The sequence below is a fragment of the Pseudomonas imperatae genome, assembly GCF_057128625.1.
Window position 1 is genome coordinate 110,656 of the sequence record NZ_JBSKHP010000007.1, and the last position, 25,251, is coordinate 135,906.

General features: G+C 64.0%; 27 protein-coding genes and 2 tRNA genes. 21 read left to right on the plus strand and 8 right to left on the minus strand.

From position 1 onward, the window contains the following. Window positions 1-184: 184 nt before the first annotated feature. The 18 genes from ACWKWX_RS10975 (at window position 185) to ACWKWX_RS11060 (ending at window position 13,535) form a co-directional block, all read left to right on the plus strand. Window positions 185-517, plus strand: a complete 333-nt coding sequence (locus tag ACWKWX_RS10975) for a ribbon-helix-helix domain-containing protein (RefSeq protein ID WP_416427450.1) — start codon at window positions 185-187, stop codon at window positions 515-517. A 131-nt stretch (window positions 518-648) separates the two neighbouring features. Next, window positions 649-870 (plus strand): FmdB family zinc ribbon protein, encoded by a 222-nt coding sequence (locus tag ACWKWX_RS10980; protein WP_027978767.1) that lies wholly within the window; start codon window positions 649-651, stop codon window positions 868-870. A gap of 94 nt (window positions 871-964) precedes the next feature. Beyond that, window positions 965-2,740 carry an aspartate--tRNA ligase gene (aspS, locus tag ACWKWX_RS10985; protein WP_416426301.1) on the plus strand — a complete coding sequence of 592 codons (1,776 nt, stop codon included), beginning with the start codon at window positions 965-967 and terminating at the stop codon, window positions 2,738-2,740. Between the two features lie 196 nt (window positions 2,741-2,936). Beyond that, window positions 2,937-3,683 (plus strand): YebC/PmpR family DNA-binding transcriptional regulator, encoded by a 747-nt coding sequence (locus ACWKWX_RS10990; protein ID WP_416426299.1) that lies wholly within the window; start codon window positions 2,937-2,939, stop codon window positions 3,681-3,683. Window positions 3,684-3,792: 109 nt separating this feature from the next. After that, window positions 3,793-4,317, plus strand: coding sequence for a crossover junction endodeoxyribonuclease RuvC (gene ruvC, locus ACWKWX_RS10995; protein ID WP_476295378.1), 525 nt, complete (start codon window positions 3,793-3,795; stop codon window positions 4,315-4,317). Between the two features lie 96 nt (window positions 4,318-4,413). Then, on the plus strand, window positions 4,414-5,022 hold the full coding sequence (ruvA, locus tag ACWKWX_RS11000) for a Holliday junction branch migration protein RuvA (protein WP_416426296.1): 609 nt from the start codon (window positions 4,414-4,416) through the stop codon (window positions 5,020-5,022). After that, on the plus strand, window positions 5,023-6,081 hold the full coding sequence (gene ruvB, locus ACWKWX_RS11005; protein WP_416426295.1) for a Holliday junction branch migration DNA helicase RuvB: 1,059 nt from the start codon (window positions 5,023-5,025) through the stop codon (window positions 6,079-6,081). Window positions 6,082-6,217: 136 nt separating this feature from the next. Continuing rightward, on the plus strand, window positions 6,218-6,673 hold the full coding sequence (gene ybgC, locus ACWKWX_RS11010) for a tol-pal system-associated acyl-CoA thioesterase (protein WP_483827763.1): 456 nt from the start codon (window positions 6,218-6,220) through the stop codon (window positions 6,671-6,673). Between the two features lie 2 nt (window positions 6,674-6,675). Next, a complete protein-coding gene (gene tolQ, locus ACWKWX_RS11015; RefSeq protein ID WP_027978760.1) occupies window positions 6,676-7,371 on the plus strand; it encodes a protein TolQ in 696 nt (231 codons plus the stop codon). A 14-nt stretch (window positions 7,372-7,385) separates the two neighbouring features. Beyond that, a complete protein-coding gene (gene tolR, locus ACWKWX_RS11020; RefSeq protein ID WP_008366529.1) occupies window positions 7,386-7,838 on the plus strand; it encodes a protein TolR in 453 nt (150 codons plus the stop codon). After that, window positions 7,835-8,923, plus strand: coding sequence for a cell envelope integrity protein TolA (tolA, locus tag ACWKWX_RS11025; RefSeq protein ID WP_416427449.1), 1,089 nt, complete (start codon window positions 7,835-7,837; stop codon window positions 8,921-8,923). The genes tolR and tolA overlap by 4 nt, the downstream gene beginning before the upstream one ends. Beyond that, window positions 8,920-10,221, plus strand: a complete 1,302-nt coding sequence (gene tolB, locus ACWKWX_RS11030; protein ID WP_416426292.1) for a Tol-Pal system beta propeller repeat protein TolB — start codon at window positions 8,920-8,922, stop codon at window positions 10,219-10,221. The genes tolA and tolB overlap by 4 nt, the downstream gene beginning before the upstream one ends. 52 nt (window positions 10,222-10,273) lie before the next feature. After that, window positions 10,274-10,771 carry a peptidoglycan-associated lipoprotein Pal gene (gene pal / locus ACWKWX_RS11035; RefSeq protein ID WP_027978757.1) on the plus strand — a complete coding sequence of 166 codons (498 nt, stop codon included), beginning with the start codon at window positions 10,274-10,276 and terminating at the stop codon, window positions 10,769-10,771. 6 nt (window positions 10,772-10,777) lie between these two features. Continuing rightward, the gene (ybgF, locus tag ACWKWX_RS11040) at window positions 10,778-11,602 is read left to right on the plus strand and encodes a tol-pal system protein YbgF (protein ID WP_416426291.1); all 825 of its coding nucleotides are present in this window, start codon (window positions 10,778-10,780) and stop codon (window positions 11,600-11,602) included. A 163-nt stretch (window positions 11,603-11,765) separates the two neighbouring features. Continuing rightward, window positions 11,766-12,413: a 7-carboxy-7-deazaguanine synthase QueE gene (gene queE / locus ACWKWX_RS11045; RefSeq protein ID WP_483827764.1), complete on the plus strand. Its 648-nt coding sequence runs from the start codon at window positions 11,766-11,768 to the stop codon at window positions 12,411-12,413. A gap of 94 nt (window positions 12,414-12,507) precedes the next feature. After that, on the plus strand, window positions 12,508-13,182 hold the full coding sequence (gene queC, locus ACWKWX_RS11050; RefSeq protein ID WP_483827765.1) for a 7-cyano-7-deazaguanine synthase QueC: 675 nt from the start codon (window positions 12,508-12,510) through the stop codon (window positions 13,180-13,182). A gap of 64 nt (window positions 13,183-13,246) precedes the next feature. After that, a tRNA-Lys gene (locus ACWKWX_RS11055) sits at window positions 13,247-13,322 on the plus strand. A gap of 137 nt (window positions 13,323-13,459) precedes the next feature. Continuing rightward, a tRNA-Lys gene (locus tag ACWKWX_RS11060) sits at window positions 13,460-13,535 on the plus strand. Window positions 13,536-13,611: 76 nt separating this feature from the next. On the opposite strand, the gene ACWKWX_RS11065 is transcribed toward ACWKWX_RS11060, so the two are convergent. After that, a complete protein-coding gene (locus ACWKWX_RS11065; protein ID WP_416426288.1) occupies window positions 13,612-14,505 on the minus strand; it encodes a LysR family transcriptional regulator in 894 nt (297 codons plus the stop codon). A 145-nt stretch (window positions 14,506-14,650) separates the two neighbouring features. On the opposite strand from ACWKWX_RS11065, the gene ACWKWX_RS11070 reads away from it, so the two are divergent. Genes ACWKWX_RS11070 through ACWKWX_RS11080 form a run of 3 tightly spaced genes read left to right on the plus strand, consistent with a single transcriptional unit; the run spans window position 14,651 to window position 17,519 of the window. Further along, window positions 14,651-15,889, plus strand: a complete 1,239-nt coding sequence (locus ACWKWX_RS11070) for an argininosuccinate synthase-related protein (protein WP_483827766.1) — start codon at window positions 14,651-14,653, stop codon at window positions 15,887-15,889. Further along, window positions 15,886-16,635 carry a 2OG-Fe dioxygenase family protein gene (locus ACWKWX_RS11075; RefSeq protein ID WP_483827767.1) on the plus strand — a complete coding sequence of 250 codons (750 nt, stop codon included), beginning with the start codon at window positions 15,886-15,888 and terminating at the stop codon, window positions 16,633-16,635. The genes ACWKWX_RS11070 and ACWKWX_RS11075 overlap by 4 nt, the downstream gene beginning before the upstream one ends. Window positions 16,636-16,637: 2 nt before the next feature. Continuing rightward, window positions 16,638-17,519: a DMT family transporter gene (locus ACWKWX_RS11080; RefSeq protein WP_416426285.1), complete on the plus strand. Its 882-nt coding sequence runs from the start codon at window positions 16,638-16,640 to the stop codon at window positions 17,517-17,519. Window positions 17,520-18,701: 1,182 nt separating this feature from the next. Here the strand turns inward: ACWKWX_RS11080 and ACWKWX_RS11085 are convergent. From ACWKWX_RS11085 to ACWKWX_RS11115, 7 genes are read right to left on the minus strand one after another with little or no spacing between them, the layout of a single operon-like run. Further along, a complete protein-coding gene (locus ACWKWX_RS11085) occupies window positions 18,702-19,514 on the minus strand; it encodes a glycosyltransferase family 2 protein (protein ID WP_473004130.1) in 813 nt (270 codons plus the stop codon). A 21-nt stretch (window positions 19,515-19,535) separates the two neighbouring features. Continuing rightward, entirely contained in the window at window positions 19,536-19,892 is a 357-nt protein-coding gene (locus ACWKWX_RS11090; protein ID WP_416426281.1) for an EamA family transporter, read from the minus strand. After that, window positions 19,889-20,731, minus strand: a complete 843-nt coding sequence (locus tag ACWKWX_RS11095) for a sugar phosphate isomerase/epimerase family protein (protein ID WP_416426280.1) — start codon at window positions 20,729-20,731, stop codon at window positions 19,889-19,891. Before ACWKWX_RS11095 ends, ACWKWX_RS11090 begins: the two co-directional genes overlap by 4 nt. Then, window positions 20,722-21,519: an NAD-dependent epimerase/dehydratase family protein gene (locus ACWKWX_RS11100; RefSeq protein WP_483827768.1), complete on the minus strand. Its 798-nt coding sequence runs from the start codon at window positions 21,517-21,519 to the stop codon at window positions 20,722-20,724. The genes ACWKWX_RS11095 and ACWKWX_RS11100 overlap by 10 nt, the downstream gene beginning before the upstream one ends. Then, window positions 21,516-23,000, minus strand: coding sequence for a hypothetical protein (locus ACWKWX_RS11105; protein WP_416426277.1), 1,485 nt, complete (start codon window positions 22,998-23,000; stop codon window positions 21,516-21,518). The genes ACWKWX_RS11100 and ACWKWX_RS11105 overlap by 4 nt, the downstream gene beginning before the upstream one ends. Continuing rightward, a complete protein-coding gene (locus ACWKWX_RS11110; protein ID WP_483827769.1) occupies window positions 22,984-24,108 on the minus strand; it encodes an NAD(P)/FAD-dependent oxidoreductase in 1,125 nt (374 codons plus the stop codon). Before ACWKWX_RS11110 ends, ACWKWX_RS11105 begins: the two co-directional genes overlap by 17 nt. After that, window positions 24,108-25,133 carry a glycosyltransferase gene (locus tag ACWKWX_RS11115; RefSeq protein WP_483827770.1) on the minus strand — a complete coding sequence of 342 codons (1,026 nt, stop codon included), beginning with the start codon at window positions 25,131-25,133 and terminating at the stop codon, window positions 24,108-24,110. The genes ACWKWX_RS11110 and ACWKWX_RS11115 overlap by 1 nt, the downstream gene beginning before the upstream one ends. Window positions 25,134-25,251: the final 118 nt, after the last annotated feature.

The window sequence follows — 25,251 nt, forward strand, 5'->3', positions numbered from 1 at the left end:
GGCAGGGTTTTGAAGTGGTGTTGAGGTAAATAATTTACTTGTGTTTGGCGGCGTGTTCCTACGGTTTGAAGTGGCGCTTCCGCTGGTTGTAGATATTTAGTTAGGGCTTCATGGGGAGAGGGAATTGCTAAAACTGTAACTGTTTTTTCTCAGTGTTGTTTTACACAAGGATGTGGTGATGAATATGCCCAGCGAAATACTTCCAATTAGTCGAACAGTGGCCAGAACGGGAAAGATACCCCATGATCCTTTTCTTGCGGATTTCAATATGCAATTGGCGCAGCCTTTGTCGCGGTCGGTGCGGCTGAACGGCTTTGCCACTTGCCTGCGCCTGGAGTCGGTGTACTGGAAGGTGCTGGAGCGCATCGCCAGGGCCAATGGCTGTTCGGTCAATGCCATCCTGTCCCACGTCGATCGCGAGGTGCACCTGCGTCACGGTGGGGTAAAGAACTTCAGCGGGCTGGTGCGCGTGGTCTGCGTGGTGCACCTGCTCGAACGGTGTGCCAGGGCCCAGTGAGCGGGCTTGTAGGGGGAGGGCGACATTCGGGGTGTCGTCACGGCTGCACAGGCGCGCGGTATAAGGATATAATCCCGCTCTTTGCCGCAAAGTGCGGCCTGTGCCGTGTACCTGCTTGCCGAGACGTTCCCATGCCCATGTATGACTATCAATGCGCTTCCTGTGGTCACCAGATGGAAGTCATCCAGAAGATCAGTGCGTCGCCGTTGACGGACTGCCCGGCCTGCCAGGCCCCGGAGCTGAAGAAGATGCTCTCCATGCCAGGCTTTCGCCTGAGTGGCACGGGCTGGTACGAAACCGACTTCAAGACCGGCAGCAAAAAGAATCTGGCGGGTGGCGACAAAGCCGATTGAGTTGAACTGCACCCGCAGGGTCTTGCACTATTAGGCCAGCCAAGGCTTGCAAGGCCTTCCCCGAATACCGAATACGAGAAGCGAAACCACCATCATGATGCGCAGCCATTATTGCGGCCAACTGAACGAGACCCTGGACGGTCAGGAAATCACCCTTTGCGGCTGGGTCCACCGCCGTCGTGACCATGGCGGGGTTATCTTCCTCGATATCCGTGATCGTGAGGGCCTGGCCCAGGTGGTCTTCGACCCGGATCGCGCCGAGACTTTCGCCGCCGCCGACCGCGTGCGCAGCGAATACGTGGTCAAGGTCACCGGCAAGGTGCGCCTGCGCCCGGCCGGTGCCGGCAACGCCAACATGGCTTCGGGCATGATCGAAGTGCTGGGCTACGAGCTGGAAGTGCTGAACGAAGCGGAAACCCCGCCGTTCCCGCTCAACGAATACTCCGACGTCGGTGAGGAAACCCGCCTGCGCTACCGCTTCATCGACCTGCGTCGTCCGGAAATGGCCGAGAAGCTGCGCCTGCGTTCGCGCATGACCACCAGCATCCGTCGCTTCCTGGACGAGAACGGCTTCCTCGACGTCGAGACGCCGATCCTGACCCGCGCCACCCCTGAAGGTGCCCGCGACTACCTGGTGCCTAGCCGTACTCACGCCGGCAGCTTCTTCGCCCTGCCGCAATCGCCCCAGCTGTTCAAGCAGCTGCTGATGGTGGCCGGCTTCGACCGCTACTACCAGATCGCCAAGTGCTTCCGCGACGAAGACCTGCGTGCCGACCGTCAGCCTGAGTTCACTCAGATCGACATCGAGACCAGCTTCCTCAACGAGGAAGACATCATGGGCCTGACCGAAGGCATGATCCGCAACCTGTTCAAGGAAGTGCTGGACCTGGAATTCGGTGAATTCCCGCACATGACCTTCGAAGAGGCCATGCGCCGCTACGGTTCCGACAAGCCGGACCTGCGCAACCCGCTGGAGCTGGTTGACGTTGCCGACCAGCTGAAGGACGTTGAATTCAAGGTGTTCAGCGGCCCCGCCAACGACCCTAAATGCCGCGTTGCCGCCCTGCGCGTGCCTGGTGGCGCAAGCATGCCGCGCAGCAAGATCGACGACTACACCAAGTTCGTCGGCATCTACGGTGCCAAGGGCCTGGCGTACATCAAGGTCAACGAGCGCGCCAAAGGCGTCGAAGGCCTGCAGTCGCCAATCGTCAAGAACATCCCTGAAGCTGCGCTGAACACCATCCTGGACCGCGTTGGCGCGGTCGATGGCGACATCGTCTTCTTCGGCGCCGACAAGGCCAAGATCGTCAGCGAGGCCCTGGGCGCGCTGCGTATCAAGGTTGGCAACGACTTCAACCTGCACACCTGCGAATGGGCACCGATGTGGGTCGTTGACTTCCCGATGTTCGAAGAGAACGAAGACGGCAGCTTCACCGCGCTGCACCACCCCTTCACCGCGCCGAAGTGCTCGCCTGAAGAGCTGGAGGCCAACCCGGCCACCGCCCTGTCGCGCGCCTACGACATGGTGCTGAACGGCACCGAGCTGGGTGGCGGTTCGATCCGTATCCACCGCAAGGAAATGCAACAGGCCGTGTTCCGCCTGCTGGGTATCAACGAAGCCGAACAGGAAGAGAAATTCGGCTTCCTGCTGGACGCCCTGAAGTACGGCGCACCGCCGCACGGTGGCCTGGCCTTCGGCCTGGACCGCCTGGTGATGCTGATGACCGGCGCCCAGTCGATCCGCGAAGTGATCGCCTTCCCGAAAACCCAGAGCGCCGCGTGCGTGATGACCCAGGCCCCTGGCCTGGTCGACGCCAAGGCCCTGCGCGAGCTGCACATCCGCCTGCGCGAACAGCCCAAGGCTGAGTAAGAGCTGCACCAGAGCGCATCTTCGGATGCGCTTTTTACATGGCAGAGGGTTCTGCCTCCCCATCCAAAGTGGGGCACTGTTCCTGTGGGAGCTGGCTTGCCGGCGAGTTTTCAGGGCTTTCCAAAAAGCTCGCTGGCAAGCCAGCTCCCACAAAAAACACCTCCAGGTGTTTTGAAAAAAGAATTTCGGAGTTGTTATGGCTGGCCATTCCAAGTGGGCGAACATCAAGCACCGCAAAGAGCGTCAGGATGCCAAGAGAGGCAAGATCTTCACCAAGTGGATTCGTGAGCTGACCGTCGCTGCCCGTCAGGGTGGCGGCGATCCGGGCTCCAACCCACGCCTGCGCCTGGCCCTGGACAAGGCCCTGGGCGCCAACATGAGCCGCGACATCATTGACCGCGCGGTAGCGCGCGGCACGGGCGCCGCGGCCAGCGACGACGTGGTCGAGCTGACCTACGAAGGCTACGGCCCGGGCGGCGTGGCGGTGATGGTCGAGTGCATGACCGACAACCGCAACCGCACCGCGGCAGCCGTGCGCCATGCGTTCAGCAAGTCGGGCGGCAACCTGGGTACCGACGGTTCGGTGGCCTACCTGTTCGAGCGCAAGGGCCAGATCAGCTTTGCCACCGGCACCGACGAAGACGCGCTGATGGAAGCGGCGATGGAAGCCGACGCCGACGACGTGACCACCCACGAAGACGGCTCCATGGACGTGTTCACCTCGTTCGCCAGCTTCTACGCAGTGCGCAACGCCCTCGAAGCGGCGGGCTTCAAGTCCACCGACGCCGAGATCGTCATGGTGCCGAGCACCAGCGCCGAGCTGGACCTGGATGGCGCGGAAAAGGTCATCAAGCTGATCGACATGCTCGAAGACCTGGATGACGTACAGAACGTCTATTCCAACGCGCAGATCCCGGACGAGGTAATGGAAAAGCTCGGCTGATCCCGCGCCACGTTCTACTCTTGAGGCCGGAGAAGCAGAATCGCGTTGAACAACGCGACTTTGCCGCTCCGGTTTCTGCTTTTTCGGCACCCTTCGAGCTGCAGGCTTTATGACGTTAATTCTTGGTATCGACCCCGGTTCGCGCATTACCGGCTACGGCGTGGTGCGCGACACCGGGCGCGGGTGCGAGTACGTGGCTTCGGGCTGCATCCGCACCGGCAGCGGCGAATTGCAGGAGCGCCTGCAGATCGTCTTCCGTGGCGTGCGCGAGGTGATCCAGACCTACGGGCCGGTGACCATGGGCATCGAGAAGGTGTTCATGGCGCGCAACGCCGACTCCGCCCTGAAGCTGGGTCAGGCCCGTGGCGCCGCCATCGTCGCGGCCATGGAGGAGGGCCTGGAAGTGGCCGAGTACACCGCCACCCAGGTCAAGCAAGCCGTGGCCGGCACTGGCGGCGCCAACAAGGAACAGGTGCAGATGATGGTCATGCACCTGCTGAAACTGGTGGCCAAGCCGCAGATCGACGCCTCCGACGCCCTGGCCATTGCCCTGACCCACGCGCATACCCGTTCCAGCCTGATTCCCCACGGCCTGGGCAGCGCCCGCAGCCGCGGTGGGCGCCTGCGGCTCTAATAGCATCATCTGCTGAAGATTTTTGACTTGCATGGCCCGCCGGGCCTGCAATGATGGCGAGCATTGCTTGCCTGGTATCGAACATAGGATTGAAACGTGATTGGACGCTTGCGCGGCACCCTGGCGGAAAAGCAGCCGCCGCACCTGATTCTCGACGTCAACGGCCTGGGCTACGAGCTGGAAGTGCCGATGACCACGCTGTATCGCCTGCCGCCGGTCGGGCAAGCGGTGACTTTGCATACCCATCTGGTGGTGCGCGAGGATGCTCAGTTACTCTACGGCTTCTTCGAGAAGCGCGAGCGCGAGCTGTTTCGCGAGCTGATCCGCCTCAACGGCGTGGGCCCCAAGCTGGCCCTGGCGCTGATGTCGAGCCTGGACGTGGATGAGCTGGTGCGTTGCGTGCAGGCCCAGGATGCGTCGGCGCTGACCAAGGTGCCGGGCGTGGGCAAGAAAACCGCCGAACGCCTGCTGGTCGAGCTCAAGGACCGCTTCAAGGCCTGGGAAACCGCGCCGGCGATGTTCGAACTGATGCCTACCGGGCCCAACACTGCGGCGCCGGTGCCAAGTGCCGAGAGCGATGCCGTGAGCGCGCTGATCTCCCTGGGCTACAAGCCCCAGGAGGCCAGCAAGGCCGTTGCCGCCATCAAGACCAAAGGCCTGAGCAGCGAAGAGCTGATCCGCCACGCCCTGAAGGGAATGATTTAAGTGATCGAAGCCGACCGCCTGATTGCCGCCACCAGTGGCCGCGACCGGGAAGAACAGCAGGACCGGGCCATTCGCCCGCTCAGCCTGGCCGACTACATCGGCCAGCCTACCGTGCGCGAGCAGATGGAACTGTTCATCCAGGCCGCCCGCGGGCGCAACGAGTCCCTGGACCACACCCTGATCTTCGGCCCGCCGGGCCTGGGCAAGACCACCCTGGCGAACATCATTGCCCAGGAAATGGGCGTGTCGATCAAGAGCACCTCGGGCCCGGTGCTCGAGCGCCCCGGTGACCTGGCCGCGCTGCTCACCAACCTCGAACCGCACGACGTGCTGTTCATCGATGAAATCCATCGCCTGTCGCCCATCGTCGAGGAAGTGCTGTACCCGGCCATGGAAGACTTCCAGCTGGACATCATGATCGGCGAAGGGCCGGCGGCGCGCTCCATCAAGCTCGACCTGCCGCCGTTCACCCTCGTGGGTGCAACCACTCGCGCCGGCATGCTCACCAACCCGCTGCGCGACCGCTTCGGCATCGTCCAGCGCCTGGAGTTCTACAGCACCGCGGACCTGGCCACCATCGTCAGCCGCTCGGGCAATATCCTCGGCTTGCCGGTGGAAGACGAGGGCGCCTTCGAAATCGCCCGTCGTGCCCGCGGCACCCCGCGTATCGCCAACCGCCTGCTGCGCCGCGTGCGCGACTTCGCCGAGGTGCGGGGCAAGGGCCATATCACCAAGCCCATCGCCGACCTGGCGCTGAACCTGCTGGACGTCGACGAACGTGGCTTCGACCACCAGGACCGGCGTCTATTGCTGACCATGATCGAGAAGTTCGACGGTGGCCCGGTGGGCGTCGACAGCCTGGCCGCGGCCATCAGCGAGGAGCGCCACACCATCGAGGACGTGCTGGAGCCGTACCTGATCCAGCAGGGCTACATCATGCGCACCCCGCGCGGCCGGGTGGTCACCCGTCATGCGTACCTGCATTTCGGCCTGAACATTCCCAACCGCCTGGGTGAAATGCCGGCCAGCGAGCAGTTCGTCGATCCGGCTGACGAATAACGCCATGGTGGCGATTTAATTGGAGTTTTTGCGGTCCTAGGGTGCGAGCAGTGTTTTGCCCTACCTGAACGGCGCAAAAACGATGAAAAAACAGTTGCCTGGCCGGATTGGCAACCTGAGGAGTAAGCACTAGAGTATGCGCGCGCAAAATGGGGTTGAGTCGTTCGCACATCGCTGTCGCGTCTATTACGAGGACACCGATGCGGGCGGCGTCGTTTATTACGTCAACTATCTCAAGTTCATGGAGCGGGCACGCACCGAAAGGCTGCGTGAGCTGGGGTACGTGCAGTCGGTTCTGGCACGCGAGAACCTGCTGTTCGTGGTGCATTCCAGCGAGGCGCGCTACCTGGTGCCGGCCCGTCTGGACGACGAGTTGCTCGTCACTGCGCAAGTAATTGAATTGAACCGTGCCAGCCTGCGCTTCAAGCAGCAGGTCTGGCGCGCAGCGGATATGACGCTGCTCTGCGAAGGGCAGTTTTTGGTGGCCTGCGTGCGCGCCGATACTTTCAAACCCCGGGCCATTCCCGAAGCTCTGCGCGCGGCCTTCGCCGCGGCAGACGGCCTGGGTACACACTCAAAAGCAGGAGATTAAGCGTGGAAGCTAACGTCGTCGACCATACCTCCATGTGGAGCCTGGTCAGCAATGCCAGCGTGGTTGTACAGCTGGTGATGCTGATTCTGGTAGCCGCATCGGTCACTTCATGGGTCATGATTTTCCAGCGCAGCGCACTGATTCGTGCCGGCCGCCGGGCCCTGGACACCTTCGAGGAGCGTTTCTGGTCGGGCATCGACCTGTCCAAGCTGTACCGCCAGGCGGGCAGCAACCCGGACCCGGATTCGGGTGTGGAGCAGGTCTTCCGCGCCGGCTTCAAGGAGTTCTCGCGCCTGCGCCAGCAGCCCGGCGTCGACCCTGACGCCGTGATGGACGGCGTCGGCCGTGCCATGCGCGTGGCCATCTCCCGCGAGGAAGAAAAGCTCGAGCAGACCCTGCCGTTCCTGGCCACCGTGGGTTCGGTCAGCCCCTACATCGGCCTGTTCGGCACCGTGTGGGGCATCATGAACTCCTTCCGCGGCCTGGCTGGCGCCCAGCAGGCCACCCTGGCCACCGTTGCCCCGGGTATTTCCGAAGCCCTGGTGGCCACCGCCATCGGCCTGTTCGCGGCCATTCCGGCGGTTATCGCCTACAACCGCTTCGCCGCCCGCAGCGAAACCTTGATCAGCCGTTACTACACGTTCGCTGACGAGTTCCAGGCCATCCTGCACCGTAAAGTGCACACCAGCGAAGAGTGAGCAGGTAATTACCCATGGCCCGAGTTCGCCAGAAACGCAAGCCGGTCGCCGAGATGAACGTGGTGCCCTACATCGACGTGATGTTGGTACTGCTGGTTATCTTCATGGTCACCGCACCGATGCTCAACCAGGGCGTGAAGGTTGACCTGCCCAAGGTTTCCAGCGAAGCCTTGCCGCAGGACAACAACACCCAGGTCCTGACCATTTCGATCAAGGCCGACAAGACCTACTACTGGAACCTTGGCAGCGAAGTCGACGCCGACAAGGTGCAGGACAAGGCGATGACCCTGCCTGCCATGACCGACGCCGTCACCAAGATCATTCGCGCCGGCAACGAAGGCGGCAAGCGCACCCAGGTGTTCATCCGCGGCGACAAGTCCGTGGACTACGGCGCCGTGATGGGTGCCATGGGTGGGTTGCAGAAGGCGGGTGTCGGTAACGTTGGCCTGATTACCGAGGCGCCCTGATGCGACAACGAGAGCCCTCCGCCTCGGAAAGCTATTTCTGGCCCAGTGTCTGGGCCATTGCGCTGCATATCCTGATTTTTGGCATGCTGTTCGTCAGCTTCGCCATGACCCCGGATCTGCCCCCTGCCAGGCCCATCGTTCAGGCTACGCTGTATCAGCTGAAGTCCAAGAGCCAGGCCACCACCCAGACCAATCAGAAGATTGCCGGGGAGGCCAAGAAGTCGGCTGCCAAGCAGACCGAAGTCGAGCAGATGGAGCAGAAGAAGGTCGAGCAGGAGAAGCAGGAGCAAGCTGAGAAGGCCGCGGAACAAAAGCAGGAAGAAGCCGCTCAAAAGGCCCAGGAAGCCAAGAAGGCCGATGACGCCAAGAAGGCTGCTGCCGACGAGGCCAAGGCGGCCGCGGCGGACGCTGCCAAGAAAGCCGACGACGCCAAGAAGGCTGCTGAAGCCAAGAAAGCCGAGCAGGCCGACATAGCCAAGAAGAAAGCCGAGGAAGCGGCGAAGGAAAAGGCCGAGGAGGATGCGAAGAAGGCTGCCGAGGCTGCGAAGAAAGCCGCCGAGGACGCCAAGAAGAAAGCCGCTGACGACGCCAAGAAAGCCGCCGAAACTGCGCAAGAGGCGAAGAAGAAAGCCGCCGAGGATGCGAAGAAGGCTGCGGCCGACGACGCCAAGAAGAAGGCCCAGGCAGCAGCCCGCAAGGCCGCTGAAGACAAGAAGGCGCAGGCCTTGGCCGACCTGTTGTCCGATACGCCGCAGCGTCAGCAGGCGTTGGCGGACGAGCAGGGCGACCAGACTGCCGGCAACTTCGATGACCTGATCCGTTCCCGTGCCGCCGAAGGCTGGACCCGTCCGCCGTCCGCGCGCAAGAACATGACGGTCGTGCTGCAGATCAACATGTTGCCTGACGGCACCGTGACCAACGTGACCGTGGCCAAGTCCAGCGGTGACGGTCCGTTCGATGCGTCGGCAGTGGCAGCGGTCAAGAACATTGGTCGTTTGACCGAAATGCAGGGCCTGAAACCCAGTGATTTCAACCCTTACCGCAATTTCAAGATGACATTCACCCCTGAGGACCTTGCCTTGTGATTAACCTTCTTCGAGGACTGCTGGTTGCACTGTGCTGCGTCGCAGCCGTTGCCCAGGCAGATGAAAAGAACATTCTGGTCACCAGCGGCAGCGACCGGGCCACCCCGATCGCCGTCGTGCCGTTCGGCTTCCAGGGCGGCTCCGTGCTGCCCGAGGACATGGGCCAGATCATCGCCAACGACCTGCGCAACTCGGGTTACTACTCGCCGATCGACAAGCAGAACATGATCAGCACCCCGTCGCAGCCAAGCGAAGTGGTATGGCGCGACTGGCAGGCCCTGGGCGCCCAGTACGTGATGGTCGGCAGCATCGTGCCCGCCGGCGGCCGCCTGCAGGTGTCGTATGCACTGCTCAACGTCAGCAGCCAGCAGCCCGTGCTGACCGGCAGCGTGTCGGGTAGCGTGGACCAGCTGCGCGACATGGCCCACTACATCTCCGACCAGTCGTTCGAGAAGCTGACCGGCGTGAAGGGCGCGTTCTCCACTCGCCTCCTTTATGTAACGGCCGAACGCTTCAGCACCAACAGCACCCGCTACACCCTGCAGCGCTCGGACTATGACGGCGCCCGCGCCGTGACCCTGCTGCAATCGCGCGAGCCGATCCTGTCGCCACGCTACGCCCCGGATGCCAAGCGCATTGCCTACGTGTCGTTCGAACAGAAGCGTCCGCGCATCTTCGTGCAGAACGTCGACACCGGTGCCCGCCAGCAGATCACCAACTTCGAAGGCCTCAACGGTGCCCCGGCGTTCTCGCCTGACGGCAGCAAGCTGGCGTTCGTGCTGTCCAAGGACGGCAACCCGGAGATCTACGTGATGGACCTGGCCTCGCGTAACCTCACCCGCCTGACCAATGATCCGGCCATCGACACCGAACCGTTCTGGGGCAAGGATGGCTCGACCATCTACTTCACCTCCGACCGTGGTGGCAAGCCACAGATCTACAAACAGTCGCTGGGCGGTGGTGGTGCAACTCGCGTGACCTTCATTGGCAACTACAACGCCAACCCGAAACTGTCGGCTGATGAAAAGACCCTGGTGATGATCCACCGTCAGGATGGTTTCACCAACTTCAAGGTGGCCTCGCAAGACCTGGAACGCGGAACTGTAAAGATCCTCACAGATTCAAGTCTTGATGAGTCGCCTACTGTTGCGCCCAACGGCACCATGGTAATCTACGCCACCCGCCAGCAGGGCCGGGGAGTCTTGATGCTCGTGTCGCTAAACGGCCGCGTGAGGCTCCCGCTTCCTACCGCTCAAGGCGAAGTCAGAGAACCGTCCTGGTCCCCTTACCTGAACTGACGCGGCGCTACACGTTTTACTTAACACATTGGGGTTCATTAGGAGTTTCACGATGGAAATGCTGAAGTTTGGTAAGTTTGCTGCGCTGGCTCTGGCCATGGCCGTAGCTGTAGGTTGCTCTTCGAAAGGCGGCGACAACGCTGGTCAAGCAGCTGTTGACCCTAACGCTGGTTACGGCGCAAACACCGGTGCCGTTGATGGCTCCCTGAGCGAAGAAGCTGCTCTGCGCGCAATCACCACCTTCTACTTCGAATACGACAGCTCGGACCTGAAACCAGAAGCCATGCGCGCTCTGGACGTCCACGCTAAAGACCTGAAAGCCAATGGCGCTCACGTCGTACTGGAAGGCAACACCGACGAACGCGGTACCCGCGAGTACAACATGGCTCTGGGCGAGCGTCGTGCGAAAGCCGTTCAACGCTACCTGGTCCTGCAAGGCGTTTCGCCAGCTCAGCTGGAAATCGTTTCGTACGGCGAAGAGCGTCCAGTTGCAACTGGCAACGACGAGCAGTCGTGGGCTCAGAACCGTCGCGTCGAACTGCGTAAGTAATTCGATATGCGAACGTGCCGCCGTGCTGTAACTATTCTGGCTCTTGCCCTGCCACTCGTGGCCTGGGCAGAGGTTCCTGTGGTTGATGGTGATGGTACCAACGGTACCAGCAGTACTCCGCCATCGGGTTATGGCACGAGCGGCGCCTACGCTGATGCCGGGGCGCAAGCCCCGGTTTCCGCGCAGGGCCAGCTGTTCATGCAGCTGCAACAAATGCAGGAAGACATCGCGCGTCTGCGCGGACAGGTCGAAGTCCAGCAAAACGATATCCAGCAGCTGAAACAGCAGAGCCTGGAGCGTTATCAGGATCTCGATCGTCGCATTGGAACCGGCACTGCACCTGCAGCCGCCGCACCTTCCGAGAATTCTCCAGCCGGTGGCGATATCAACGCCGCTGGTTCGCCGGTACCTCCGTCAGCCGCCCAGGCGCCTGCCGCAAGCACCGAGCCGGGTGACCCGGCAAAAGAAAAGTTGTACTACGATGCCGCCTTCGACCTGATCAAGGCCAAGGACTTCGACAAGGCCAGCCTGGCGTTCGCCGCCTTCCTGCGCAAATACCCCAACAGCCAGTACGCGGGCAACGCCCAGTACTGGCTGGGTGAGGTGAACCTGGCCAAGGGCGACCTGCAAGGCGCCGGCCAGGCCTTCGCCAAGGTCAGCCAGCTGTACCCGAAGCACGCCAAGGTGCCTGATTCGCTGTACAAGCTGGCCGATGTCGAGCGCCGCCTGGGTCATACCGACCGGGTCAAGGGCATCCTTCAGCAGGTTGTCAGCCAGTACCCTGGTACTTCCGCTGCGCAATTGGCCCAGCGCGACCTGCAGAAAATGTAGTCTGGCACTGCCAACTTGAAGAAACCCGCGCTTGTCGCGGGTTTTTTCGTTAGAATTGTTTCCCTTTTATTCGAACACGCTTTCCTGGACTACGCGTTTGCGGGTTCATCGAAGTGCCCAACGGAGGCGGTCAGCCTGTTTAGCTGTCACGCCCTTGGACCCTATGCAAGACACACTACGCATTACCGAAGTCTTCTACTCGCTGCAGGGGGAGACTCGTACGACGGGACTGCCCACGGTTTTCGTGCGCCTGACCGGCTGCCCCCTGCGCTGCCAGTACTGTGACAGCGCCTACGCCTTTACCGGCGGCACCATTCGCACCCTCGATTCGCTGATGGAGCAGGTGGCCGGCTTCAAGCCGCGCTACGTCTGTGTCACCGGCGGCGAACCGCTGGCCCAGCCCAACGCTATTCCGTTGATCGCGCAGCTGTGCGACGCCGGCTATGAAGTGTCGGTGGAAACCAGCGGCGCGCTGGACATCTCCAAGGTCGACACCCGCGCCAGCCGCGTGCTGGACCTCAAGACCCCGGCGTCGGAAGAGTCGCACCGCAATCGCTACGAGAACATCGAACTGCTGACCCCCAATGACCAGGTCAAGTTCGTGATCTGCTCGCGGGACGACTACGATTGGGCGGTCTCCAAGCTGATCCAGTATGGCCTCGACCGTCGCGTCAGCGATGTGCTGTTCTCGCCGAGCAAGGGCCAGTTGAACGCCATCGACCTTGCCGACTGGATCGTCGCCGACAACCTGCCGGTACGCTTCCAGGTGCAACTGCATAAACTGCTGTGGAACGACGAACCCGGCCGCTAAGGTCCCGTAGCAGCGGCCGTCAGGCCCACCGCGGCGCTTGTGACGCGGCCTGGTGGCCGCTGCTACAGGTCGATTTTCTTCAAGGACACCAGACATGACTGACAAAAAAGCGGTAATCCTGCTCTCCGGCGGCCTGGACTCGGCCACTGTCGTCGCCATGGCCAAGGCCGAGGGCTACAGCGTCTACACCATGAGCTTCGACTACGGCCAGCGCCACCGCGCCGAGCTGGACGCCGCTGCCCGCGTCGCCAAGGACCTGGGTGCAGTGGAGCACAAGGTCATTGGTCTGAACCTCAATGGCATTGGTGGCTCGGCCCTGACCGACAGCAGTATCGACGTGCCCGAGACGCCTACCGAAGGTATTCCTGTCACCTACGTGCCGGCGCGCAACACCGTGTTCCTGTCCCTGGCCCTGGGCTGGGCGGAAGTGCTGGGTGCCCGTGACATCTTCATCGGCGTCAACGCCGTGGACTATTCCGGCTACCCGGACTGCCGTCCCGAATTCGTCGAAGCGTTCGAGCGCATGGCCAACCTGGCCACCAAGGCTGGCGTGGAAGGGCAGGGCTTCACCATCCAGGCGCCGCTGCAGAACCTCAGCAAGGCCGATATCGTCAAGGCCGGCATCGCCCGTGGCGTGGACTACAGCCTGACCGTTTCCTGCTACCAGGCGGACGACCAGGGCCGTGCCTGTGGGAAATGTGACAGCTGCCGCCTGCGCGCCGAAGGCTTCGCCGCGGCTGGTGTCAGCGACCCAACCAGGTATTTTTGATCTTTTTTCAAATTAGGTATTGAATTCTCGTTATAAATCAGTATTATACGCACCACAACACAGCGGGTCGTTAGCTCAGTTGGTAGAGCAGTTGGCTTTTAACCAATTGGTCGTAGGTTCGAGTCCCACACGACCCACCATATGCAAGAAGAAAAAAGCCGGAAAGCACCCAGTGCTCTCCGGCTTTTTTTCGCCCTCGATTTTGTCGTGGAGCAATCAATGAAAAAAAACCTTGAATTCGCGCCATAAACCAGTAATATGCGCACCCCAACACAGCGGGTCGTTAGCTCAGTTGGTAGAGCAGTTGGCTTTTAACCAATTGGTCGTAGGTTCGAGTCCCACACGACCCACCATATGCAAGAAGAAAAAAGCCGGAAAGCACTCAGTGCTCTCCGGCTTTTTTTCGTCCCGGTTTTTTGCCCTGCCAGGCTAGGGCATCGAGGGCTGGCTGATGTGCTCGGCCAGGTAGTCGATCAGCGCCCGGCACTTGGGCGGCAGGTAGCGGTTGGGCGGGTACAGGATCCAGGCCCTGCCGTGGTAGGTGGTCTCGTAGCGCCAGTCGCTCAGCACCTCCACGATCTGCTGGTTCGCCAGCGCCTGGGCAGCGGTGAAGTACGGCAGGCAACCCACGCCCAGGTTGGCCAGCACCGCATTGAGGCGCACCTCGCTGTGGTTGCTGACGAAGCGGCCCTTGACGTTCACCGTGACCTTTTCGCCGCTGGGCCCATGGCGCAGCTGCCAGCGGTTGTCGCTCGGGGTTTCGCCCAGGTAGATGCAGCTGTGGCGCGCCAGGTCGTCAGGGTGCTGTGGCGTGCCGGCCTGGGCCAGGTAGTGCTCGGTGGCGCACAGCACGTGATGCACGTCCAGCAGCGGCCGGGCTGCCAGGCCCAGGGGCGGGGTGTCGGTGATGCGGATCAGCAGGTCGAAGTCGTCGCTGATCAGGGCGCTGGGCTGGTCGCTGAGCATCAACTGCACGTCGACCTGTGGGTACAGGCGCAGGAATTGCGGAATCAACGGGCTGATGATGATCTTGCCCAGTGCCTTGGGCGCGCTGACCTTGATCAACCCCTGGGGGCTGCTGACAAAGCGCTCGGCTATTTCCTGCACGGCGCGCGCCGAATCCACCATCTCCTGGCAGCGGGCGAACACCTGGGTGCCGACCTCGGTGAGGCGCAGCTTGCGGGTGGTGCGTTCCAACAGCTTGACGCTGAGTGCGCTTTCCAGGGTCGCGATCTGCCGGCTTACCGCCGAGGCCGTCAGGCCTATCTGTTCGGCCGCCGCAGAGAAACTGCCCAGCTCAACCACCTTCACAAACACCGACATATACGGCATCAGCCGATTGGTTGATTCGTTCTCGTGGCGCAAAACTGTTGTCCCCAAAGGTGGGCTAATAGCCAGCCTCCGGGCCATCGATAATCCGCGGGCACTCGCTGCATTCCCACTGATTGGCCCAAGGAGAGCCCGCTGCATGACCCGAGAAATGGATGTTCGAAGCCTGGACGACCTGGCGTTTGTCGCCGAGCGCACGCCCCACGTGCTGACCCTGTTCAGCGGTGGCCTGGACAGCAGCTACCTGTTGCACCACCTGTCGAAACTGGACTGCAAGGTCACTGCACTGGCAGTGGATCTGGATGAAGGGGCAGATTACGCGGAACTGGAACGCATCACAAATTTCTTCGGGGCCACGCTGATGGTGGTCGATGGCCGCTCTGCGTTCGTCGAACAGGCGGTGTTGCCGGCCATCCAGGCCCAGGCGCAGTACCTGGGCATGTACCCGGTCAGCTCGTCGCTGTCACGTCCGATCATTGCCCGCTTCGCGGTGGAGACTGCGCACAAGCTGGGCTGCGGGGCACTGCTGCACACCGCCAACCAGTCGCAGAACAGCCTGCGCCGCCTCAACGGTGCCATCAAGCAGTTGGGCTACACCGGGTTTACCGGCAGCCCGTACGAATATTCGGCGCTGAGCCGTCAGGAAAAGGTGGCGCAACTGAGCGAGGTCGGCCTGAGCGGCTTTCAAGCCCGGGGCATGAGCGGCGACGCCAACCTGTGGGTGCGCGAATACGAGTCGGGCAGCCTGGACAACCCGGAAGACTTCAAGGTCTCGCCCGACATCTACCGCTGGACTCGTCCTCGCCAGCCCCGTGAGGTCGACCAGTTGGAAATCGAATTCCGCAGCGGCCGGCCGTTTGCCTTGAACGGGCAGATCCTGCCGCTGATCGAACTGATCCACCAGGTCAACCATCTGGCTGGCTGTTTCCAGATTGGCCGCTACAGCGGGCTTGAGCACCTGGAAGGCGGCGAGAAGGTGCTGGAAGTACGCGAGGCACCTGCCGCGGCCATCCTGCTGCAGGCGTATCGCACCCTTGAAACCGCGGTGCTGGACGCCGAGCTGATCCGCGAGAAGATCAGCCTCGAACAGGTGTGGGTGCGCGAGGCCATCGAGGGTCGCTGGTATGGCGCCTTGCATGGCGCGGCCAGCGCGTTCATCGCGCAAACGGCTACCGCGGTGACTGGCAAGGTCACCCTGCAGCTCAGCGAGGGCAGTGCGCAATTGGCTGCCATCAAGGCCCCTGCGGCGCTGTACCTGACCGACCGCGACCAATGGGAAAAGGACATTGCTCGGGAGCGGGGCAGCCGCAGCCTCGCCGAGCAGCATGGCCGCCGCCCGCTGCGTGGCGCCAGCGTGGCAGAAGGAGTGCACCCATGAGCCTCGTCTGTGCCGACATCGAGCTGGACGCGCCTGCCGTGCAGGCGATCAGCGACGACATCAAGAAGCAGGGCTGGGCGTACCGGGACGGCGACGGCCTGGCCCGGCACTTCAACCTCGACGCCGAGAGCTGGGCCGAATTCGCCGGCTACTGGGACGGCCTGGTGCTGGACGAGTACATGGCTGACCGCGGCACCTACCGCTACCGCCGCTACAGCGAGTTCGACTTCAGGGACGGTGGCAGCCTGCACAAGCTGCCCCACGCACCCTACGAGCAGGCCAGGTACATCAATACCCTCAACGGCGGCGTGGCGCGGCATTTCCTGCCGCTGGAACAAGGCATGGTCGAGCATCCGTTCTTCAACGCCTTGCTCAGCGGCATGGCGCGGATCTTCGACGCCGCCGAAGGCACCACCTGCGACTGGAACATCCGCCTGCACCCGTATCGCATCGTCAGCAATGACGAGGAGCAGGGCAAGCCGACGCCCGAGGGCCGCCACCGTGACGGCGTGGACTACATCGTCATGCTGCTGATTCGCCGGGTGGGTATCACGGGCGGCACGACACGGGTGTCCACGCCGCTGAACAAGACGCTGTGCGAAGTAACCCTGGCCAATGGCCTGGACATGATCCTGGGTGACGACCACCAGATCATGCACGAAGTGTCCCCCATCAATAGCCTGGAAATCGGGCGCCAGGGCCATCGCGACGCGCTGGTCATTGCCTTTACCCGCAAGGGGAGCTGAACATGTCTCTATCGAAAATGCGCATCGCCGAGATCATGCTGCTGCTGGTGGCCTGCATCTGGGGCACCAGCTACGGCGTGGCCAAGGGCGCCCTGGTGTTCTACCCGGTCATGGGCTTCCTGTGCGTGCGCTTCATCATGACCTTCGTGCTGCTGTTGCCGGCGCTTCGCGGCCACCTGAAAACGGCGCTGCTGCCAGGGTTGGCGCTGGGCACCATCCTGCTGGGTATCTTCCTCAGCGAGACCTATGGCGTGCACCTGACTACCGCCAGCAACGCGGCCTTCCTGATCAGCATGTGCGTGGTGCTGACGCCGCTGGTGGAGTGGGCGGTGTTCCGCCGCAGGCCCAGCGCCGAGGCCATTGGCATTGCGTGCCTGTCGGTGGTGGGGGCGATGATGCTGACGGGCGCGTCCCAGGTGGAAATGAACACCGGCGACTGGCTGATGATTGTCGCGGCCGTCCTGCGCGCGTTCATGGTCTGCTCCACCAAGTACCTGCTGCAGAACGTCAAGGTGCCAGCCCTGGCGCTGACCGCGGTGCAGGTCGGGGTGGTGGGGTTCGGCAGCCTGCTGATCCTGTTGGTGACCACCGGCGGCGTGCCGGCGCTGCCCACCGAATGGTCGTTCTGGACGGCCACGGTGTACCTGGTGCTGTTCTGCACGCTGTTCGCCTTCTTCGCCCAGAACTATGCGCTGCAACACGCCAGCCCCACTCGTGCGTCCTTGCTGATGGGCTCCGAGCCGCTGTTCGGGGCCTGCTTCGCGGTGCTGTGGCTCAACGAGCAACTGACTCCGCTGGCGTGGTGTGGTGGTGGCCTGATCCTGATTGCTGCGCTGGTAGGCGGGCGCCCGGAGAAAGTCGTCAAAGCGCCGGCAGTGGCCTGAGCCGGGTCATCCACATGACAGGCGCAGCACGCCGGCATCGGTGATTGCCGCCTGCCAGGTGTAGCGGCAGCGGTGGCGGTCGACCTGTTGCTGCAAGGGCGCGTCCAGGCCGCTGGGGTTGTGTGCCAGGTCCAGGGGCGGGCCCAGCAGGTAGGCGGTGCTGGCGGGGCCCGGGTCGGCGGTGTCGGTGAAAAATCGATGCCTTGCCAGCGCTGGGTCCAGCTCGCGGTAGCGCGACACCGCCGCGGCGGCCCAGCCTTGCACCAGGATATTGCTGGGCGGCAGGCCGCCAGCCATTCATACACGCCGGGCGCGCGAGACAGCCGGTAGGCACTGTGCTCGGCGAACGGCCAGCCTTGCAGCATCAGCACCCCGGCCAGGGTCCAGGCCAGCAGCTTGGGCAGCCGCCCCGGTTGCCCCAGCAGCTCGGCGATTACCAGAGCGTCGATTACCAGGCTCATTGCGACCAGCCATAGCCATTGCCGGGGGTTGCCTAACGGCAACAGGCCCGTTGCGTGGGTGAACAGCAGCACGCACAGGGCCAGTACGAACGCGCGGTTCAGGCTGCGCGCCAGGCCCTGGCCGAAACCTGCCAGCAGCGCCAGGTGGGCGGCCAGCGAAATCACCAGCAGGGGCAGGCCATAGGCGCCCATGGCGGCGGCCAGGGCGTCGGTGTCGGCCAGGTTGTGTGGCTGCATGTAGCGCCAGGACAACAACGCGCTCAGCAGCCACAGGCCGCCCTCGATCCGCCGGCCTGCCTGGCTGGCGGCAACCGCCAGTATCAACAGCAGGCCGCTGCTCAGCGCCAGCAGGTGGAAGGTCAGTTCGGGGAACAGCACCGGGCTGCCCAGGCAGTGGCCTGCCAGGCCCACGGCCAGCAACCAGCGCGCGCCGCGCCAGGGCGCCAGCAGTTGGCCCAGCGCGGCGGCCAGCAGCACGGCGATCGCCAGCGCCCACAGGCGCAGGGAGACCACCGAGAACGGCAGGCCGCTGCCCAGCGGGGCGAAACACAGGCACAGGTAGAGCAAAGCCAGCAGCCCGGGCGCTGCGAAGGCGCGGGCCGGAAGGAAGGCGTTCATGATGCAGTTCCTCATGCCAGGCCGCGTCTGGGCACGCGACCTGTAGCAGCGGCCGCGAGGCCGCGTCCGGGGGCGCCGTTACGCGACCTGTACGGGGGCGGCGTTACGTTGGGTCGTAGCGCCCCAGGCAGGCGCGTACCAGCACCGCCAGCACGGCCAGGTTGCCGCGCACGCTGCTGATCTTGGTCGGCACCTCGCCCTTGGGGTAACGGCGCACCGTGGGTAGTTCGATGCAGCTGTAGCCCAGGCGCGGCGCCTTGTAGGACAGGTACGCCAGCAGTTCGTAGGTCATGAACACATCGCGAAAGACCGCTACCCTGGGGTCGCTCAACAGCTGCCGGCTATAGGCCCGGAAACCCTGGGTGGTGTCGGTCCAGGCGAAGCCCGAGGCCCAGCTGAGCAGCGGCGCATGGATAAAGCGGATGGCCAGGTCCCGCGCGGCCGGGGTGTTCTCGGCCACGCCCCCGGCGATGAAGCGCGACGCCTGGACGAAATCCGCGCCGTGGCGCAAGGCCTGGATGAAGTCGGGAATGGCCTGGGGGTCGTCCTTGTCGTTGCCATCGATGGTGACCACGCCCTCGTAACCCTGGTCCAGGGCGAAGGCGTAGGCGCAGCGCAACTGGGCGCTGAGCTGGCCGGGCCCGGTCTTGACCAGCAGCCCGCGCACCCGCGTGGCCTGCAGCAGCCCTGGCGACAGCGAACCGTCCTGGCTGCCACCGTCGACGATGATGATGTCGGCCAGGCGATCCAGGGCCAGGTTGGCCATGCGCTCCAGCAGCCGCCGAATCCGTGGGCCTTCGTTGATCACCGGGATCACCACGCACCAGGCGTGCTGGCGCCCCAGCCACAGCGGCGTGTCGAAGCGCGGCACCTGCCGCGGCGCCAGGTCGGCGGGGATCAGTTCAGCTGAACTCATGGGGTGGATCTCCTGTACGACTCAGGCCACGCGCGCGGTAATCAGCGCCACGCCGGCGATCACCAGAAAGACCCCGGCACCGGTGGTCCAATGAAAAGGCTCGCGCAGGAACAGCACCGAGGACAGCGCCACGGTGGCCACCGCGCCGGCCGTCAACACCGGGTGCGCCACATTCAACGGCAGGCGCGCCAGGGCTGCGGCATACAGCAGGAAGGCGCTGCCATACAGCGCCAGGCCCAGCCAGAACGGCCAGTTGGCCAGCGCCTGCAGCGGCTCGGCCAGGGACGGAAAACGCCGCGGTGGCATCATCGCCATCTTCACCAGCACGCTGGCCGAGGCGTTGGACAGGATGCCCAGGATCAAAATTGCCCATTTCATGCGCTCACCCCGTTTCCCATGTGGCGGTAATGACGGCTCGCCGCCAGCAGCGCGCGTTCGATCGCCGGCAGCGGTGGCGCGCCGGCTTGGGTCAGCATCTCGATGGTCACCACGTGCCCGGGCAGGTGAGTGCGCAAGGCCTGGCGCATCCGTGCGTGGTCGGTAGTGCCATCGCCCAGGGGCAGCAGGTGGGGTTCGCTGGCGTGCACATGGCCGATCAAGTCGGCGCAGTCGTGCAGCACCTGCGCCGGGTCCTCGCCGTTGAGGGTTAGGGCCCCGGTATCCAGTTGCATGCGGATGGCGCCATGGGCCACGCGCCGCACTACGCGCGCCGTCTCGGCGCTGGTGAGCATGAAGTTGGCGCCGTAGCAGGCGGGGTTCGGCTCCAGGCAGATGATCACCCCGTGGTCGTGGGCGATATCCCCCAGGCGGCAGAAGAAGTCGCAGGCAATCTCCAGGCTCTGCTGGTCGTCCAGGCCGCTGCGGTCGCGGTTCTTCGGCGAACCGAAGACCAGGCGCCTGGCGCCCAGCCCCGCGGCGATACGGCAGACCGCCGCCAGGTGCAACAGCATCGCTGCCTGGCTGTCGCGCCCGCCGAACAGGTTCAGGCCCTGGGTGCCGAACAGCAGCGATTGCATGCCGGTGATCTGCACGCCACGGGCGCGCCACCAGCGGCGCACCTGGGCGATCTGGGCTTCGCTGGTGCGTGCCGGGTCGGCAAAGTACTTGCCGGGCGCCACGTCGATGGCATCCACCTGCAGGCGCTGCAACAACAGGCTGACGGCGTTGTCGTGGGGCCGGTCCCAGGCGATGTTGGAGATGGCCAGCCTCATGGGCATGCCTCGCTCGCCACCAGGGACGGTTCGGATTGCGCATAGGCGCGCACGGCCAGCAGGGTATCGCGGGCGCTGTAGGGGTAGGGGCCGTTGGCGCCGTACAGTTGCGCGTGGCGGCTGCGCAGGTCGTAGCGGGCCGGCGGCGGCGGCAGGTGCTGCTCCAGCGCGCGGCCAAAGCCTTGCCACGCCAGGTCCGCCACGCTGATGGGCGCGGCGCACAGGTGCACCAGCGACAGCCCGGCCTGCAGCGCCACCTGGATGTCGTGCCAGAGGTTGACCATGGGGTAGAACTGGAACACCCCGCGGCTGTCCACGGCCGCCAGGTTGTTATCGTGCCGCAGGTCGTACACCACGTTCTTGCGCAGCCCTGGCCCGACCAGGCCAGGCAGGCGCACGATCAGGTGACGGGGAAAGTGCCCGGCCACGAAGGTCTCCAGGCGCCGCCGATGCAGGCCGTAGGGCTGCAGGCCCTGCTCGTCCACCGGGCTGCCTTCATCCACGCCGATGGGATGGGCGAACACATCCACGGTGCTGATCAGCACGAACACCTTGCAGCGCACGGTGCACAGGTGGTGGATCAAGGTATCGATCGCCCGCAGGTCGCCTGCGGGGTCGCGGTTCGCCAGCCACTTCTGCGCCGGGGCGCCGGCGCACACCAGGGTATCGAATTGCTCATGCTCGATATCGGCGATGGTGGTGGAGCGGTAGCAGGCGTCGAAGCGGGCCTGGCGCAGCAAGGTGGAACCGACGAAACCGGTATGGCCGATCAGCCCGTGGCGGGTGCTGTTCATGGAGTACCTCGGCAGTTGAGGTGAAGAAGCTCGGCATCGGTGACGCTGAGCACCGAGGTGTAGCTGCAGTGGTAGCGGTCCAGGGCGCGCTGCATCAGGTTGCCTACCCCGGTCTCGCCGGGCTGCAGGTCCAGGTGCGAGGTAAGGAAGTACACCGAGTCGCCGGGGCGCTCGGCGAACAGGCGGTCGACGTCGGCGGCCATGGCCACCATCTCCTGGTTGGGGTCGCGGCGGTGGGTGCTCTCGTCGAGGCTGGTGATGAAGCGCTGCTGGTTCAGGCCGGGGTCGATCAACCGGTAGTATTCCAGCGACGGCTCGGCGTTGGGGTGCACCAGGATATCGCTGGGCGGCATGCCGGAGATGTACTGGTACAGGCGGTTGTTGTCGGTGTACTGGTAGTTCTCGCCCTCCAGGTTGTTGTAGCAGGCCTTGGCGGCCTGCAGCCCCAGCACCGCGAACAGCGCCCAGCCCAGCACTTTCAGGCCAAGGCGCGAGCTTGTGCTGAAGCGGACAATGGCGAAGGTGGAAATCACCAGGCTCAGGGGCACCAGCCAGATCACGTGGCGCGGGTAGACGGCAGGGTAGAAGCCCGCCACCTTGCCTACCAGCACCACCACGACCAGGGCGCAGAAGAACTGGTTCACCCGGTACAGGTAGTCGCGCTGGCCGTACCTGAGCAGGGCCAGGCTGGCCACCACCGAGACCGTCATCAGCGCCTTGCCGTAGGCGCCCAGCAGCGCGCGCACCACATCCTTCAGGGCGTCCAGGTGGCTGCTGGCGGCGTAGCTGTTGTAGTTGCCCAACTGGTACATGGTCAGGTACTTCATGTACAGGTACGACAGCGCCACGCAGGCGCTGGCCAGCAGAAAGCCGCCGATCTTGTAGCCGCGCTGGCGGCCGTCGTCGCGGGTCACGAACCACAGGCAGGCATAGGCCAGCAGGCCACCGGCGATGATCAGCGTGGAGAACCCCAGCAGGCTGACCAGCGCGGCCACCAGCAGCGTCCAGTAGATGTCCTGGTGCTCCTCGGCCTCGCGGATCGCCAGGATGGCGAGGAAGCTGCCGCTCATTTCCAGGAAGTAGAACTTGAGCTCGGTGAAGTGGAAACCGGTGGAAAACGAGTTGCCGATCAGCGCCACCAGGAACACGAACAACCCCCAGCGCTGCTGGCGAAACAGCAGCGCCACCGGCGCCACCAGCAACAGCGACAGCCCCAGCACGGACAGGCGCAGGGCGCGGATGTCGTAATGGAAGACCGCCGTCATCGCCTTGAAGAACACCGACGCCAGCACCGGCTCAGCCTGGTCGTAATAGGGCAGGGGCGCGGCGAAATCGGCCGGGTTGTCGATGGCGATGATGTTCTTCAGCAGCATCGCCTCGTCCAGCCACACCGAGCGGCTCGCCAGCGTTAGGAAGATGCTCGCCAGCACCAGCAGGGCCAGCAGCGTGCACACCCTGGGCAGGTCAAAGTATTTCGTCATCGAGCTTCTCCAGCACGTCGTAGAGGTTGTCGATCTTGCCGCCCAGCACCGAGTAGCAGCCGTGCAACGTGGCGTGCCGTTCGAACAGGATCGGCCGGCCGTCGTCGCCTTCGTTGCGCTGCAGCACGGTCTTGACCTCGTACAGCGAGTCCACCGGCCGGGCGTCGAACACCGCCGGGATGTAGCGCCCCACGTCACGCACCATGCGTTCCACGCGGCTCACGGCCTGGTAGTCGTGCAGCTTGCCGTAGGGGTCCAGCCCGGCCTGGTCCTGCCAGTGCAGGTGCGGGGTGAAGCGCACGTGGGACAGGGTGTGCAGCCCGCGCGCGGGGAACGGCATCAATGAGAAGAACGGCCCGTCCATCACCGTGATGCCCAACCCGGCCAGCACAGGTGGCATGGCCATCAGCGCCATTTCGGTGATTTCCTGCTTGAGCCCGGTGCTCACCCCGGGAAAGTCGCCGCCCAGTTGATTGGTGCCGCTGTAGGTGCAGTTGAATACGTAGCGGCAGCGTACGCTGCTGCCGGTGCCGCCGTGGTGGTGCAAGTGCACCCGCAGGGCCGGCCCGGGCTGGCGCTCAATGGCCGTGGCACGGGTGCGGTAGTGCACCTGCACGGCCTGGCGCTGCAGTTCGTGCAGCGCCCAATCGGCCAGGTGGCGGGTGTCGAACGCGTACTCCTGCACCTTGAACACCTGCTCGATCAGGCGCGGCTCGAACAGCCCGCGCAGCTGCGCGGGCGCCGGCTCGATGGCCGCGCCGATGTCGTGGCAGAAGCGTTCGAACTGGCGCGCAGTGACCTTGGAGTTCTGCCGGGCGATGGCGTAGAGCTTGGTGAAGTCCTGCCGGACCGCGCCGGGCCAGTCCTGCACGAAGCGCGGCAGGTTGATCCGGCTGCGGTAGGCGGTGGTGTAGCTGCGCGGGTAGTGATAGCCGTTGTGCACCCGCGCCTGGTTGTTGTACGAGGCGCGCTGCATCAGCGCTGCCTCGCGCTCCACCAGCAGCACGCGCTTGAGGCCGCGCTGGGCCGCCAGGTACACGGCAATGGCCGAACCGTAGAAACCGCCGCCGATGACCACCGCATCGAACGCCTCGTCGTCGCCCGCCATCAGGAAAACCGTCCGCTGACGACCACGGTGTTCTCGGCGGGGCCGGCCACGGCTTCCTCGATGTTCAGGTGGTCGCGGCGGGTCATGCGCGCGCTGGTGAATTCCTGCGCCACGTGGCACACGGGCCCCTGCTGGGCGGCCCCGGCCATGTTCATCAGGTACTCGCCCAGCACCATCAGCACCAGGGATATCAGGAAGAACATGCCCGACTGCTGCAACGACAGGCTCACCCAACCCGGGGCGACGTCGGCCTTGAAGAAACCGATGCCCACCACGTACACGCAATACATCAGGTTGGTCACCGCGCCGAACAACGACAAGGCGGTGACCACGCGCATGGGCGCGCGTGTGGTGGACAGCAACAGGCCCACGCCGCGGTCGACGTTGTCGCGCAGGCGCTTGCGCCGCTGGGGCCTGGGCGGTTCGCTGTAGCGCAGGTTGGCGCGGGCGAAGCCGCCGGTGGCCGGCAGGTGGCGGTAGCCGATCACCGGCTTGGGGTGCTGCAGGATGAAGTTGATGACTTCCCGGGACATCAATCGATAGGGCGGCGCCTCCCGGGCCAGGTTGATGCCGTTGAAGCGCTGGTACCACCAGTGGAACGCCCGGAACGCCAGGCGGTAGAGCGGGCCCTGGCGCGGCCGCTGCTCGTTGTAGACGAACACCACGTCGGCGCCCTGGCGCGCCTGGTCCAACAGGTGGGGCAGGTAGTGAATGTCATCGGTCATGGGGTCGATCACCGCCACGTGGTCGCCCAGGGCGTTCTCTACCCCCACCCATGAGGCGGTGTCCAGGTCCACCTCCTTGGTCAGGGCGTAGACCTGCAGGTTAGCGATACCGGCCTCGGCCGTCAGGGTCTTGAGCATGGCGATGCTGGCGTCCATGGAGGCGTTGTCGACCACGATCAGCTCGTAGTCGCGCACCATGGTGCTGACCACGGCGGTGGCGTCCAGCAGCAAGGTTTCGAGTGCGTCGGCGTGGTTGCGCACGACAAACACCACCGACAGGAAGCTTGGGGCCTGGGCCATGATGGAGGTTCTCTTTTCGACAGGACGACGAAAACAGCCCGGGGAATGGGCTGGGCGAAGGCAGAGTGGGGGGGACGCAGGCGAAGGGCGAGGCAGGCAAGCTACCGCCATGGCAACC

Excerpts from the sequence above, each read along its gene's own strand:
- ACWKWX_RS10975 (WP_416427450.1), top strand. The coding sequence starts at position 185 with ATGCCCAGCGAAATACTTCCAATTAGTCGAACAGTGGCCAGAACGGGA.
- ACWKWX_RS10980 (WP_027978767.1), top strand. The coding sequence starts at position 649 with ATGCCCATGTATGACTATCAATGCGCTTCCTGTGGTCACCAGATGGAA.
- aspS (WP_416426301.1), top strand. The coding sequence starts at position 965 with ATGATGCGCAGCCATTATTGCGGCCAACTGAACGAGACCCTGGACGGT.
- ACWKWX_RS10990 (WP_416426299.1), top strand. The coding sequence starts at position 2,937 with ATGGCTGGCCATTCCAAGTGGGCGAACATCAAGCACCGCAAAGAGCGT.
- ruvC (WP_476295378.1), top strand. The coding sequence starts at position 3,793 with ATGACGTTAATTCTTGGTATCGACCCCGGTTCGCGCATTACCGGCTAC.
- ybgC (WP_483827763.1), top strand. The coding sequence starts at position 6,218 with ATGCGCGCGCAAAATGGGGTTGAGTCGTTCGCACATCGCTGTCGCGTC.
- tolR (WP_008366529.1), top strand. The coding sequence starts at position 7,386 with ATGGCCCGAGTTCGCCAGAAACGCAAGCCGGTCGCCGAGATGAACGTG.
- pal (WP_027978757.1), top strand. The coding sequence starts at position 10,274 with ATGGAAATGCTGAAGTTTGGTAAGTTTGCTGCGCTGGCTCTGGCCATG.
- ybgF (WP_416426291.1), top strand. The coding sequence starts at position 10,778 with ATGCGAACGTGCCGCCGTGCTGTAACTATTCTGGCTCTTGCCCTGCCA.
- queE (WP_483827764.1), top strand. The coding sequence starts at position 11,766 with ATGCAAGACACACTACGCATTACCGAAGTCTTCTACTCGCTGCAGGGG.
- queC (WP_483827765.1), top strand. The coding sequence starts at position 12,508 with ATGACTGACAAAAAAGCGGTAATCCTGCTCTCCGGCGGCCTGGACTCG.
- ACWKWX_RS11065 (WP_416426288.1), bottom strand. The coding sequence starts at position 14,505 with ATGTCGGTGTTTGTGAAGGTGGTTGAGCTGGGCAGTTTCTCTGCGGCG.
- ACWKWX_RS11070 (WP_483827766.1), top strand. The coding sequence starts at position 14,651 with ATGACCCGAGAAATGGATGTTCGAAGCCTGGACGACCTGGCGTTTGTC.
- ACWKWX_RS11075 (WP_483827767.1), top strand. The coding sequence starts at position 15,886 with ATGAGCCTCGTCTGTGCCGACATCGAGCTGGACGCGCCTGCCGTGCAG.
- ACWKWX_RS11080 (WP_416426285.1), top strand. The coding sequence starts at position 16,638 with ATGTCTCTATCGAAAATGCGCATCGCCGAGATCATGCTGCTGCTGGTG.
- ACWKWX_RS11085 (WP_473004130.1), bottom strand. The coding sequence starts at position 19,514 with ATGAGTTCAGCTGAACTGATCCCCGCCGACCTGGCGCCGCGGCAGGTG.
- ACWKWX_RS11090 (WP_416426281.1), bottom strand. The coding sequence starts at position 19,892 with ATGAAATGGGCAATTTTGATCCTGGGCATCCTGTCCAACGCCTCGGCC.
- ACWKWX_RS11095 (WP_416426280.1), bottom strand. The coding sequence starts at position 20,731 with ATGCCCATGAGGCTGGCCATCTCCAACATCGCCTGGGACCGGCCCCAC.
- ACWKWX_RS11100 (WP_483827768.1), bottom strand. The coding sequence starts at position 21,519 with ATGAACAGCACCCGCCACGGGCTGATCGGCCATACCGGTTTCGTCGGT.
- ACWKWX_RS11105 (WP_416426277.1), bottom strand. The coding sequence starts at position 23,000 with ATGACGAAATACTTTGACCTGCCCAGGGTGTGCACGCTGCTGGCCCTG.
- ACWKWX_RS11110 (WP_483827769.1), bottom strand. The coding sequence starts at position 24,108 with ATGGCGGGCGACGACGAGGCGTTCGATGCGGTGGTCATCGGCGGCGGT.
- ACWKWX_RS11115 (WP_483827770.1), bottom strand. The coding sequence starts at position 25,133 with ATGGCCCAGGCCCCAAGCTTCCTGTCGGTGGTGTTTGTCGTGCGCAAC.